We start from the raw sequence: 13132 nt of genomic DNA, 5'->3' as shown, positions 1-13132 counted from the left end.
CCACCTCAGATTGCACAGGATTTTCGCCCTGAGTATTCGTATGTCTTGAGGCGCATGCACGAACCGCGTGTATTCACGTCAGTCTCTTCCAGATCCGTACGCGTCTGTGCCCGCATCGCGGAGCGAATGTGAGGCGCATCACACCTCCCACAACCGGGATCTGATTAGGTAAGTCGCATTCACGACGCGGAGGCCGTCGATGCTGCGCTTCCTGCTGGACCTGCTAGTGGCACAAGCCCGGATTCGGAGCAGTCACCGCATTCTGCTGCATTTCACCGATCGTGAACTGGAGGATGTCGGCTTATTGCGGATCAACATACCCGACCGACCATGATGATGGCAGCCGCGCCGGCTGCACACCACCAAGGTTCCAGTTCTTGCGGGATTGCGCGCGCTGGGGCGCAGTTTTGATGTCGCAGCAGGATGGTCAAGAGCCTGCGCTGTAGATCCTGCGGCGGCGTTTCTGCATTGGGTCCACAAGCCTTGACCAGTGCCCCAGAACAGTCGATCGCGTGCCGCACAGCATCGTTCCTCTCAGAACGGAGGCACAAAACGCATGCTGCGCCCGATGTATCAGGCGAAGACAATCCCTAACCGCCCAGCGGGTTCGTTTGCCAGTTGTTAACCTATCCACCCCCTCCTGCGCGGTCACGAAGTCGTGGCTCGAAGTGCAGGTCGATGGTGTTGACGTTCGCTGACCGTTATCGCGCGGCGCTCTTTGCCGGGATGGCGCTCTCGATGCCGGCCGCGGCTGGCCGCGCCGAGGGTGTCGCCTGGAGTCTCTATTCAGACAAATCGACCAGCATCACCATCCCCTACACCTCCCCCATCGTCTTCGCGGCGACGAAACCCGATGGTTCACCCAACGCAGGTGCGACGCTGAGCATCAGCTTCGGCTCGAGCAACACGTCGAGCCCCTTTCAGGTCGATACAGGGTCCACCGGCATCGCCATCGGCAAAGATTCGGCAGCGTGGCAGCCCGCTCCTGGCCAACGTCCCATTGGACCAGGAATGATCAATTACAGCAGCAGCAACCGCTACTTATATGGTGATCTCTATGAGATGACCGTCAACCTCTACGACCCGGACAAGCAACAGTTCGTCGCCTCCACCCGTGTCCCGATATTGCGGGTGACGTCGGAAACGAAGAACGGGATTGCCGTGACCGGTCCGATCACCACGCAGATGTTCGGTATCGGCTTCGGCCGCGAGGCGTCCGGCTTTCCGAATGGAACGCCCGACGCCAATCCGTTGCTCAATATCGATTGGATCGCCACGGGCGACGCCTCCAAGCTTGTACGCGGCTATATCGTTACCCAGAAAGGCATCGAGCTTGGCCTGACGGCTGCCAATACGCGGGGGACGACGTTCCTGAGACTGACCGCCGGTCCGAATGCCGGGACGGCCATCGAATGGCAGATGACACCGGGTGACCTGCAGGCCGGGGGCGCCATCGGTTCCGGGACCGTTCTGCCCGACACCGGCGTCTACACGGCCTATATCAAGCTCCCGGATGGCAGCAGCATCAAAGACGGCGAGAACATCCCCAAGGGAACGCTCGTGACCGTCTACATGCCGGGGCGTACGAGCCCGCCCGTGGCTCTTTACAGCTTCAGGGTCGGCGACACGAACAATCCGCTCGCCCCCGTCGGCGACGTCTTTGCCGAGAGTAAGAAGACCGGCGACACCGGCGCAACCTACATCAACACGACGATCACCATCCTTCGTGGCTTCAATCTTATCTATGACGCCGATAGCGGGTTCGCAGGTTACCGGCGCATTGCCCCCGAAAGCGCGGATCTCATCGCCCGGCCGATGATCGCGCTGCAGGGCAACTTGAGCCTGGCCTCTCAATTCACGACCGGCCTCCCCGTGTTCCTGATGGGGACGACAGCCCTGACGCCGCTGGATGCCGCGAATTTGAGCGGCGACATTTCCGGGCCCGGCGGCCTGATCAAGACCGGGCTGGGCACGCTGGAACTCGCCGGCACCAACACCTATGCCGGCGGCACCGCCGTCTACGGCGGCACGCTGGCCGTCTCCCGCGACGCCAATCTCGGCGCCGCCGGCACCGGCCTCACCCTCGGCAGCGGCACCCTTGAGGTCCTCACGGACGGCTTCACCACCGCCCGCCCCTTCACCCTCGCCGGCGCCGGCACCCTGCAGATCGACCTCGGCACAGCCACCTTCGCCGGCGCGATCGCCGACGGCAGCCAGCCGGGCACCCTCGTCAAGACCGGGCCCGGCACCGCAATCCTGTCGGGGGCCAACACCGTCACGGGCGGCGCCATCGTCGGCGCCGGCACCCTGGCCCTGACCGCCACCGGCAGCCTCACCGCCCCGGTCCTCGTCGGTGCGGGCGCAAGCTTCCTCAATGCCGGCCTCGTCTCCGGCAGCATCGCCAATCTCGGAACCCTCGCCAACAGCGGTACCCTCACGGGCGGCCTGACCAATGCCGGACTGACCCTCAACACCGGCACGATCATCGGCGGCGCGACCAACAGCGGCTCCCTGAGCAACGCCGGCACGATCGTCGGGGCCGTGGCCAACAGCGGCTCCTTGAGCAACGCCGGCACCCTCACGGGCGGGCTGACCAATGCCGGCCAAGCGCTCAATACCGGCACTCTCGCGGGCGGCGTGGCCAACAGCGGCCTCCTCGCCACCAGCGGCACAATCGGCGGCGGCCTGACCAATGCCGGCACCGTGCTGGCCAGCGCCGGCCGCATCGACGGCGCCATCGCCAACAATGCCGGCCTTCTCGCCGTCTCCGGATCGGTCGCCAGCACCGGCACCTTCGCCAACGCCGCCGGCGCCACGCTGGCCGTCATAGGCGGAGGCAGCTACAGCCTCGTCGGACCGCTCAGCAATGCCGGCACCGTCATCCTCGCCCCCACCGCCAGCCTCACCGCGCCCGCGGGCCTCAGCAATGCAGGCCTCATCACGAGCGACGGCAGCCTCACCACCAACCTGACCAACACCGGCCTCGCCCAGCTCTCCGGCCAGCTCAACGGCGCGCTGATCAACCAGGGCCTCCTCCAGATCACCGGCCCGCTCGCCGGTCTCACCAGCCTGACCAATACCGGCGCACTCGACCTCAACGGCGGCGCCCTCGCGGTCCCGAGCCTGTCGGGCACCGCCACCGCCGTTCTGGGCAACGGCAGCCTCACGGTCACGGGTGCGGCCTCCTCGGCATACGCCGGCGCCATCCTGGAGACGGCGAGCGCGACCAGCCTGACCAAGGCCGGCACCGGCACGCTCACGCTCACCGGCCTCGGCCGCTTCTCCGGCCCGACCACGATCCAGGCCGGCACGCTCTCCCTCAACGGGCTCTGGACCTCGCCGGTCACGGTCGCGGCTGTCGGCACCCTGCGCGGCATCGGCACCGTCGCGGCCCCGGTCACGGTCGCGGGCGCCCTGCGGCCGGGCAACTCCCCCGGCACGCTCACCGTGCTCGGCCCGGTGGCGTTCAACCCCGGCAGCAGCCTCGGCCTCGACATCGACGGACCGGGCACCGGCACCGGCGCGGGCAGCTACGCCCGGCTCCTGGCGCTCGGGCCCACCGGCACGGTCGCGGCCAGCGGCACCCTGGTGCCGGTCCTGCGCGGCATCACCGGGAACGCCACCAACAGCTTCACTCCGGCGCTCGGCCAACGCTTCGGCGTGCTCAGCGCGCAGGCCGGGCTGTCGGGCTCCTTCACCGGGCTCGCCCAGCCGGCGGCGGGCCTGGCGGCCGGCACGCGCTTCGACGCGCTCTACGCCGCCACCGGCCTCGACCTCGTGGTCACGCCCGCCGCCTACGGCAACCTCGCCGGGCTCGGCCTCGCCCAGTCCGGCAACGCCCGGGCGGTGGGCGCCGCCCTCGACCTGGCGCGCCCGGAGGCCGGCACCCGGCCGGACGCGGCACGAGCGCGGGTGTTCGACCCGCTCTACGCGGCCGGCCCGGCGACCCTGCCGGCCGGCCTGGCGAGCTTGTCAGGCCAGAGCTACGGCGACGCGCTCATGGCCGATCTCGCCGCGCGCCGGCTGCTGGCCGACACGATCGACCGGCACCAGCGTGGCCTGGGCGGCGGCGCGAGCGCGTTCAGCGCGGGCGATCCGGGCCTGGGTCCGAACCGCACGGCGCTGCAGGTGCGCGGCGGCGCCGGGGCGGCGGAGCGGCCGCTGGCTGCGGGCGAGGGCCGGGTCTGGGCCGACGCGCTGTACGGGTTCGGCGCGCGCGCCGGCGACCGGGCGGCGTCGGGCGCCGGGTTCGACGCGGGCGGGCTGCTGATGGGCGTCGACCGGCAGGTCGGGGCGGACACGCAGGTGGGCGGCGCGTTCAGCTACCTGCGCGAGGGCGGCACGTCGCGGGGCGCGGGGCTGGGCCGATTCACCACCGACAGCTACGGCGGCAACCTGTACGCGAGCACGCGCCTGGGCGCCGTGGTGCTGCGGGGCACGGCGGGGGTGTCGTACGCGGACGGTCGGATCGACCGGACGGTGGCGCTGGGCACGGCGGTGTCGCAGGCGAGCGGCCTGTCGTCCGGCTGGAACGGCGGGGTGTCCGGCTTTGCCGGCTACGCGCTGGCGGTGGGTCTTCCGGTGGAGGTCGTGCCGGAGGTGGGCTTCAGCTACGATCGGCTGACACGGGGCCGGGCGTCCGAGCGGGGCGGGCTGGTCAACCAGGGCTTCGGCGGCCAGGGGTTCGCAGTGGCGGATCTCGACGCGGCGCGCAGCCTGGTCGGCGGGCGGGTGACGAGCGTGGCGTTCGCGGGGGTCGAGGACCTGCGGCTGGAGGGTCGGGCGTACTGGGCGCACGAGCTGGCCGACACGGCGGCGGTGACCCGGTCGAACCTGTTCGGGGCGGCGTTCTCGGGGCGGACGAGCGCGCTGGGCCGGGACGGCGCGGTCCTGGGCGTGAGCGTGACGGGGGCGGTCGCCGAGGGCGTGCAGCTGTCGGTGGGCTACACCGGCGATGTCCGCCCCAGCGCCACCGCCCAGGTGTTCTCCGCCGGCCTGCAGGCCGCGTGGTGAACACCGACGACCCGGGCCGGCCAGCACAGCGAGACCGCAGGAGCGTGAGCCGGATCCGGGCGATTGGCTGACTGCCACCTTCGGAGAGCTTCCGAGAGCGGCAGCCGTAACGATGCCGAACGGCGCGGCCCCGGGGTGTCAGGCCCGGCACCCCATTGAGGTTCGCCGGAAAGCGCATCTACGCCACCAAGACGCAGGCAGCGATCCGCGACGGGAAGCCCTGCTGGCCACGGCACTCGTCGAGGCGCAGATTCAGCCGGCCGACCGGTTCCGGGTGAGCCCGTCGCAGGTGGCCGGCTCTGCACGGGCCGGGGAGGCGGTGCTCACCCTCTGCGCGGCCCCGGAGGTGCGGCAGGGCGGCCCGCGCTCCTGCCGATCCCGCATGCCGTGCCGGGCCGGCCCGGCGACAGGCCCCATGGCCAGGACACATCCGCCGCAAGTCATGCCTGCGCCCCGGAGCGCACCTGCGCGCTACGCACGCGCACGACGATTAATCCGCCCGGTGGGGTGGCGCGCCTGAATTTTCCTCATCTGCAGCTTTTCAACGGCCACATCCGCACAAACTGTAATGATCGTCCGGGATTCATCAGAGCCACAGCTTGACGGCTCGTCCTGGATCAAAGAGATCTGCCCGTCAGAGTGCCACGGTGAAGGGCACGCCGCGCAAGCGGAAGCTTGGAGAGGAAACGATGGTCTTCGCAGGTCGCGCGGCAGCCGCGGTGCTGTTGTTCACGCTATTATCGACCTCCGCAAGGGCTGCGGACCCGATCAAGATCGGGCTGACCGGCCCCTATACCGGCGGCTCGTCTTCGATGGGCGTCTCGATGCGCGACGGCGCCAAGCTCGCCGCCGCCGAGATCAACAAGGCCGGCGGCGTGCTCGGTCGCCCGATCCAGCTCGTCGAACGCGACGACGAGGCCAAGAACGAAGTCGGCGCGCAGGTCGCGCAGGAACTCATCAACAAGGAAAAGGTGGTCGCCACCGTCGGGTTCATCAATACCGGCGTCGCGCTCGCGGCCCAGCGCTTCTACCAGGAGGCCGAAATCCCGGTCTTCAACAACGTCGCCACCGGGACGATCATCACCAACCAGTTCAAGGAGCCGGATTACGAGGCGAACTACGTCTTCCGGAACTCCGCCTACGACGTGCTCCAGGCCGGCCTGATGGTCGACGAGGCCCTCGCCCAGGGCCACAAGAAGATCGCGGTCCTAGCGGACTCGACCAATTACGGGCAGCTCGGGCGCGAGGATATCGAGAAGTATCTCGCCACGAAGAACGTGAAGCCCGTCGCGGTCGAGAAGTTCAACATCAAGGACGTCGACATGACGGCCCAGCTGCTCAAGGCGCAGCAGGCCGGCGCCGAGGTGATCCTCGCCTACGGGATCGGGCCGGAGCTGGCCCAGATCACCAACGGCATGGCCAAGCTCGGCTGGAAGGTGCCGATGATCACCAGCTGGCCCTCCTCGATGCAGAGCTTCATCGATATCGCCGGCGCGAACGGCAACGGCGTGATCATGCCGCAGACCTTCATCGAGGATCAGACCCTGCCGAAGCGCAAGGCGTTCCTGGAGAACTACTACAAGACCTACGGCGTCACGAAGATCCCGACCCCCGTGGCCGGTGCTCAGGGCTACGACTCGATCTACCTCCTCGCCGCGGCGATCAAGCAGGCCGGCGGCACCGACGGCGTGAAGATCCGCACCGCCCTCGAGAACCTGAACGAGAAAGTCGAGGGCGTGGTCACGACCTACGACAAGCCCTTCACCGCCAAGGACCACAACGCGATCTCGCGCAACATGGTCGTGTTCGGGAAGGTGCAGGACGGCAAGATCGTCTACGCCAAGGACGAAGACGCCAAGAACGCGGGCGTCGTCCGCGTCAAGGAGAAGTCCTCGAACTGAGGTCCCGCACGGCCGCGCGGGCTTGCCTCGGCGCGGCCGTCTGCGAACTGCCCAGCGATCCCGCGGCGTCCGCTGCGGGATCGGCCGCCCCTCCGGTGACAGTAGACCCATGGCCATCCTGCTTCAGCTCATCGCTTCAGGCGTCGCGGTCGGCATGATCTACGCCGCCATCGCCTTCGGCTATCAGCTCACCTTCGCGACCTCGAAGACGCTGAATTTCGGCCAGGGCGAGGCGCTGGCGCTCGGGGCCCTGTTCGGCCTGACCCTGGTGCCTTTCATCGGCTATTGGTTGATGATCCCCCTGGTCCTCGTCTTCGGCTTCGCCCTCGGGGCCGTGGTCGAGCGCCTCGGCGTGCGCCCGGCCGTGAAGATCAAGTCCGAGTACGGGTGGATCATGGCGACGATCGCACTCGGCATCATCTTCAAGAACGTCGCCGAGAACGTCTGGGGCCGCGATGACCTGAAATTCCCCTCGCCGCTCCCCGAGGCCGCCCTGCAGGTCGGCGGCGTGCGCATCCTGCCGATGGAGCTGCTGATCGTCGCGGGCGCACTGCTGATGATGCTCGCGGTCGAAATCTTCAATCGCAAATCGATCTGGGGAAAGGCGGTCGTCGCAACCTCCAACGACATCGACGCCGCCGGCCTGATGGGCATCAACACCCAGAAGGTGATCACCCTGTCCTACTCGATCAGCGCGATGACGGCGGCCTTCGCGGGCGTGCTGGTGGCGCCCGTCACCCTGACCGGCGCCACGATGGGCTCCGTGCTGGCGCTGAAGGCCTTCGCGGTGGCGATCATCGGCGGCCTCGAATCCGGCCTCGGCGTCATCGTCGGCGGCCTGATCCTGGGCGTCGCGGAGACGCTGACCGGCTTCTACATCTCGACCGGCTACAAGGATGTGCCGGGCCTGATCCTGCTCCTCGTCGTCCTCTCCATCCGCCCCGTCGGCCTGTTCGGCAAGGCGGTCATCAAGAAGGTCTGAGCTTGACCTCCCGCGCATCCTTCACGGCAGCCTGAGCCATGGCGCAGACCCTCGCCCCCGCCGAAGCGCCCGCCCCGGCCGCCGCTCCGAGCCTGTCGCGCCACATCGGCGTCCTCGGCGCCGTGCTGCTGGTGGTGTGCCTCGCCGCCTTCCCGCACGTGGTCACGAGCTCGTACTACATCCACCTGATGGTGGTGATCGCCATCTACGCGATCCTGATCCTCGGGCTCGACATCGTGGTCGGCTATACCGGGCAGGTGAGCCTCGGCCATGCCGGCCTGTTCGGCGTCGGCGCCTATTCGGCGGCGGTCCTGTTCCTCCACTTCAAGCTGGGCCTGTGGTGGGGCATCCTGGCCGGAATCGGCGTCACCTCGGCCTTCGGCGTGCTGCTTGCCGTGCCGGCGCTGCGCGTCACCGGCCCCTATCTCGCCATGGTGACGCTCGCCTTCGGCACCATCGTGCAGATCTTCATCAACGAGCTGACGCCGCTGACGAACGGCCCCCTCGGCATCACCTTGCCGCCGGCCCGGGTCCTCGACTTCTCGCTCCTCGGCCTCCAGGCCCCCTGGGGCGCGGCCGGGCGCAAGCTCGAATTCTACTATCTCGTCTGTCTCGCGCTGCTGGCCACGATCCTGGTCGTCAACCGCGTGGTGCGCTCGCCCTACGGCCGCGCCTTCGAGGCGCTGCGCGACTCGCCGATCGCCTGCGATTGCATGGGCGTCAGCGTCTACCGCTACAAGGTCTACGCCTTCGTGATCTCGGCGGCTTTGGCCGGCCTCGCGGGCGCGCTGTTCGCGTGGTCGGAGCGCTACGTGGCGCCGAACTCCTACGGGTTCGAACTCACGGTGCTGTTCCTGCTCGCCGTCACGATGGGCGGGCGCAAGTCGCGGGCGGGGCCGATCATCGGCTCGGCGATCATCGTGATGATGCCGAACGTGCTCGCCGATATCGGGCTCGTGCGGATCATGGCGGGAATCATCGCCCTCGCAGCTTTGGTCGTGGGCGTCCTCGCCTTCCTGCGCCGCCGGGAGAACCGGTTCGCCCTGCTGGTGCCGGTCGGGCTGTGCCTCGCTTTCTTCCCCGCGACCCTGCTGCTCGAATCCGTCACCGACTTCCGCCTGACGGTGTTCGGCCTGATGATCCTGTTCGTGGTGTACTACCTGCCGGACGGGATCGTCGGCTTCGTCCGCGAGATGATCCCGGCCCTGCGCCCGGCCCACACCGCAGAGGGCAAGAGCCTGCACGCCGAGGGCGCGGCGCTGAGCGTCCAGAGCGGCGGCAAGGGCGCCGACCCGCTGCTCACCGTCGATCAGGCCCTGATGCAGTTCGGCGGCCTCAAGGCGCTCGCCGGCGTCGACCTCACGGTGCGGCCGGGGACGATCCACGGGCTGATCGGGCCGAACGGCTCCGGCAAGAGCACGATGATGAACGTGCTCACCGGCATCTACCGGCCGACCGGGGGCAGCGTGACCCTGGCCCGCGGCCAGGGCACGAAGCGCCTCGACGGGCGCACCCCCTCCGAGATCGCCGCCGCCGGCGTCGCCCGCACCTTCCAGAACGTGCAGCTCTTCCGCGAGATGACGGCGCTGGAGAACGTGCTGGTCGGGCTCCACCACAGCTTCCGCGGCACGCTGTTCGACGCGATCCTCGGCACGCCGCGCCGCCGCCGGGAGGAGCGCGAGCAGCGCGCCCGCGCCATGGCGATGCTCGATTTCGTGGGCCTGGGCGCCCTGGCGCAGGTGGAGGCCCGCAACCTGCCCTACGGCAAGCAGCGGCTCCTCGAGATCGGGCGCGCGCTCGCCCTCGACCCGGTCCTGCTGCTCCTCGACGAGCCGGCCGCGGGTCTCACCGCCCCTGATATCGCCGAGCTGACGACGATCATCCGCAAGATCCGGGACGCCGGGATCACGGTGATCCTGATCGAGCACCACATGGACGTGGTGATGGGCCTGTGCGACCGCGTCAGCGTCCTCGATTTCGGCCACAAGATCGCCGAGGGCAGCGCCCGTGAGGTGCAGGCGGATCCGAAGGTGGTCGAGGCCTATCTCGGCAGTCCCGTCGCCGACGAGGAGATGACCCATGCTTGAGGTCACGGGTCTGTCGGCCGGCTACGGCCAGGTCGAGGTGCTGCACGGGCTCGATTTCGCGGTCCCGAAGGGGCAGGTCGTGGCGCTGATCGGCTCCAACGGCGCCGGCAAGACCACGACGATGCGCGCCCTGTCGGGCATGATCCGCCCGCGCTCCGGCTCGATCCGCCTGAATGGCCGGGAGATCGGCGGCCTCGAGAGCCATGACGTCGCCCGGTTCGGCCTCGCGCATTCCCCGGAGGGACGGCGCGTGTTCCCGACGCTCTCGGTCGAGGACAACCTGACGCTCGGCGCCTTCCCCCGGCTGACGGGCTCGCGACCCAAGGGCGACGTCGCGGCCGACCGGGCGCGGGCCTTCGAGCTGTTCCCGCGACTGAAGGAGCGGCGCACGCAGCTCGCCGGCACCCTGTCGGGCGGCGAGCAGCAGATGCTCGCCATGGGCCGGGCCCTGATGCTGCGGCCCGAGATCCTCCTCCTCGACGAGCCCTCGATGGGGCTCGCCCCCAAGCTCGTGGAGGAGGTGTTCCGGATCATCCGCCTCCTCAAGGCCGAGCAGGTGACGATGTTGCTCGTCGAGCAGTTCGCGATGGCGGCGCTCGGCGTCGCCGACCACGCCTACGTGCTGGAGAACGGCCGGATCCGCTTCCAGGGGCCGGCGCAGCAGATGCGCAACGATCCGGCCGTGCGCGCGGCGTATCTCGGCGGCAGCCACTGAGGTCACGGCCCGCCGGGTCGGACCGGCTGACGGGGAGCCAAGGGCCGACAAGCTGGGCCGACAAGCTGGGCCCGCGGCTCGCCCTGCGCATCCTCAAGGCGGAGCGGACGAATGTCGGCCGACATTGCGGCTCCGCTACCCGCGCCGATCGCCAGGGGTGGATGGGCGGCAATCCGCGAAGGGGCCCAGGCCGATTCGGGTGTCTGAGCCCAAAACACCCTCCCGGAGACGGGAGGCAGGGTGACTGGCATCCCGGCGCCAGGAGAGCGCCAAGATTCCGCAAAGGTCCCTGCCGGTCCCCGGTGGACCGGCACCGCGACAGCAGGCTGGCTCCCATACCCGGCCGCGTCGCTAAGCTGCACGAACCTCGTCCAGGAAGCTGCGGACGGCTCGACTGAGGCCGTCGGACCGCACCGCAAGGGTGCGTGCGGCTCCGAGAACCTGCGTCGCCGCCGATCCTGTATCGCTTGCCCCCTCGCGCACCGAGCCGATATGGCCCGTGACCTGCTGGGTCCCGTGTGCGGCCTCCTGCACGTTCCGCGCAATCTCCCGCGTGGCCGCCCCCTGCTCCTCGATCGCCGACGCGATGTGGGTGGCGATGCCGGACATGGCGTCGATCGTGCGGCTCACGCCCTGCACCGCCTCGACCGCGTCGCGCGTGGCAGACTGGATCGCATCGATCCGAGCGGTGATCTCCTGCGTCGCCTTCGCTGTCTGCTCGGCCAGCGTCTTGACCTCTGCGGCCACCACAGCGAAGCCGCGTCCCGCTTCACCCGCGCGCGCCGCCTCGATGGTGGCGTTGAGGGCGAGCAGGTTGGTCTGACCCGCCACGCCCGAGATCAGGCCCGCCGCGGCGCCGATCCGTTCGGCGCTGTCGGACAACTCTCGGATGATGCAGCCCGTCTCCTGCGCGCGCGCGATGGCCGAGGCCGCAATCGCGACCGAATGTGTCACCTGTCCGCTGATCTCCTGAACGGAGGCCGCCATCTCCTCGGTCGCGCTCGCCACCCGCTGCACGTTGCCCGATGTCTGCTCCGCCGCGGCCGAGACGCTGACGGCGAGGGTGTTGGTCTGCGCCGCGATCTCCGTCATCGATGCGGCGGTCGCCTCCATCTCCGTAGCGGCTTCTGTCAGTTCATCGGTGAGCGCACCGGCCTCCCTCTCGAAGCCGCGCGTGATGCGGTCGAGAAGTTCGGCGCGGCGCATCTTGGCGGCGTCGGCTTCGGCCTGCAGCGCGGCCAGCCGGCGCGCCTCGATCCCCGCCTCCTTGAACACCTGGACGGCGTCGGCGATCTGGCCAATCTCGTTCCGTTCGCCCTGATGCGGGATCGCGACGGCGAGATCGCCGGCCGCAAGCTGCCGCATCGGCCCCAGCACGGCGTGGACACTGGCGGCGATGCTGCGCACGATCACTGTCCCGAGCACGGTGGCAAGCACGAGCGCGACCGCGCCGATCGCAAGCATGAACCGCTTGGCACCGGATGCGGTGCTTGTCCCTTGCGCGACCGCCGCCTCCCCCTTGGCATTGTCCAGGGCTACGATCTCTTCGAGAGCCTTGGAGGCCGCCTTGATATGGGGACGGATGCCGATGAGGCTCTCGCGCAGCGCCTGTTCCTTGCGGCCGGTCCGCGAGTGTTCCAGCACGCCGGGGATGGCCGCGAGATAGCGCTGCCATTCCCGGTCGAACACATCGAAGAGTTCACGCTCCCGCGCAGTGTCGATCAACGGCGCGTAATGGCGCATCGCGGCGGCCACGGCCTCTGTCTTCTGTGACAAGGCAGCTTCCTCGGCCTGCATCTGCGCGGCTTCTGGGTAGAGGATGTGGTTGACGACGCTGACGCGCACATCGATGACGTCGCCGCGCAACTCGCTGGCATACCGCACGCTGGGCAGCGTGTTGTTGCCGAGGCTGCTCTGGTCGGCAGCGAGGGTGCCGACCGCATGAAGCCCGACGCCGTCGACGAGAAGCAAACCGGCGATGAGGATGCCGAGTGCGCCGACAAGCCGGTGCTTGATCGAAAGTTTCGAGAACCGAGCGTTCATCGTCCGAGCGCAGCTCCAAAGCGACGTTGAAGTCATGGATGAGCGGCGATAAAATTCAGTTAACTGACCCGGTACTGGATTTCTTTCAAAGCAATCCGCATGAATCAATTTTTGGTTGAACTGACGAAAGTCATTATTCTTCTATAGGTGCATATCCGCTTCACCTAGATCACGGACGCCTGTACCGCTTCCACACGCGACGACACGGATCCAGCAACGCTCTCGCCAGCGTCAGGCTCGCAGACCTCCGGATCTGGCTCAGAGCTTACTGAGGCCACGATCCAAGGTACGGCCCGGCCTGCGCCCGGATCGTGACCCGCTCATGCTCCGTTCAGGCAGGCGGAACGATCGTCTGAACAGCCAAGCTAGAAACAAGTATTTCTGATTTGTA

At 68.5% G+C, this 13132-nt stretch carries 7 protein-coding genes; 6 read left to right on the top strand and 1 reads right to left on the bottom strand.

What is annotated here, in order from left to right; all coding sequences use genetic code 11:
• The first annotated feature begins 199 nt into the window (after positions 1-199).
• The 6 genes from CIW48_RS34520 (at position 200) to CIW48_RS13740 (ending at position 10698) form a co-directional block, all read left to right on the top strand.
• Positions 200-334 (top strand): hypothetical protein, encoded by a 135-nt coding sequence (locus tag CIW48_RS34520; protein ID WP_281407343.1) that lies wholly within the window; start codon positions 200-202, stop codon positions 332-334.
• Positions 335-1011: 677 nt separating this feature from the next.
• The gene (locus CIW48_RS13760) at positions 1012-5013 is read left to right on the top strand and encodes an autotransporter outer membrane beta-barrel domain-containing protein (RefSeq protein ID WP_173009264.1); all 4002 of its coding nucleotides are present in this window, start codon (positions 1012-1014) and stop codon (positions 5011-5013) included.
• Between the two features lie 689 nt (positions 5014-5702).
• Positions 5703-6914: an ABC transporter substrate-binding protein gene (locus tag CIW48_RS13755; RefSeq protein WP_149311285.1), complete on the top strand. Its 1212-nt coding sequence runs from the start codon at positions 5703-5705 to the stop codon at positions 6912-6914.
• Between the two features lie 109 nt (positions 6915-7023).
• Positions 7024-7896 carry a branched-chain amino acid ABC transporter permease gene (locus CIW48_RS13750; protein WP_149311284.1) on the top strand — a complete coding sequence of 291 codons (873 nt, stop codon included), beginning with the start codon at positions 7024-7026 and terminating at the stop codon, positions 7894-7896.
• Between the two features lie 38 nt (positions 7897-7934).
• Entirely contained in the window at positions 7935-9983 is a 2049-nt protein-coding gene (locus CIW48_RS13745; RefSeq protein ID WP_149311283.1) for a branched-chain amino acid ABC transporter ATP-binding protein/permease, read from the top strand.
• On the top strand, positions 9976-10698 hold the full coding sequence (locus tag CIW48_RS13740; protein WP_091777833.1) for an ABC transporter ATP-binding protein: 723 nt from the start codon (positions 9976-9978) through the stop codon (positions 10696-10698). Before CIW48_RS13745 ends, CIW48_RS13740 begins: the two co-directional genes overlap by 8 nt.
• Positions 10699-11049: 351 nt before the next feature.
• Here the strand turns inward: CIW48_RS13740 and CIW48_RS13735 are convergent, their stop codons facing one another.
• Positions 11050-12741: a methyl-accepting chemotaxis protein gene (locus CIW48_RS13735; RefSeq protein ID WP_149311282.1), complete on the bottom strand. Its 1692-nt coding sequence runs from the start codon at positions 12739-12741 to the stop codon at positions 11050-11052.
• Positions 12742-13132: the final 391 nt, after the last annotated feature.

The organism is Methylobacterium sp. P1-11 (assembly GCF_008329595.1).
In the GTDB taxonomy this organism is placed as follows: Bacteria; Pseudomonadota; Alphaproteobacteria; order Rhizobiales; family Beijerinckiaceae; genus Methylobacterium.
The sequence above is the reverse complement of the archived record's forward strand: the minus strand, read 5'-3'. Positions and strand labels throughout refer to the sequence as shown.

Bases quoted from the DNA above. Each gene is read 5' to 3' on its own strand.
- CIW48_RS13735 (WP_149311282.1), bottom strand. From the start codon at position 12,741: ATGAACGCTCGGTTCTCGAAACTTTCGATCAAGCACCGGCTTGTCGGC.
- CIW48_RS13755 (WP_149311285.1), top strand. From the start codon at position 5,703: ATGGTCTTCGCAGGTCGCGCGGCAGCCGCGGTGCTGTTGTTCACGCTA.
- CIW48_RS34520 (WP_281407343.1), top strand. From the start codon at position 200: ATGCTGCGCTTCCTGCTGGACCTGCTAGTGGCACAAGCCCGGATTCGG.
- CIW48_RS13760 (WP_173009264.1), top strand. From the start codon at position 1,012: ATGATCAATTACAGCAGCAGCAACCGCTACTTATATGGTGATCTCTAT.
- CIW48_RS13750 (WP_149311284.1), top strand. From the start codon at position 7,024: ATGGCCATCCTGCTTCAGCTCATCGCTTCAGGCGTCGCGGTCGGCATG.
- CIW48_RS13740 (WP_091777833.1), top strand. From the start codon at position 9,976: ATGCTTGAGGTCACGGGTCTGTCGGCCGGCTACGGCCAGGTCGAGGTG.
- CIW48_RS13745 (WP_149311283.1), top strand. From the start codon at position 7,935: ATGGCGCAGACCCTCGCCCCCGCCGAAGCGCCCGCCCCGGCCGCCGCT.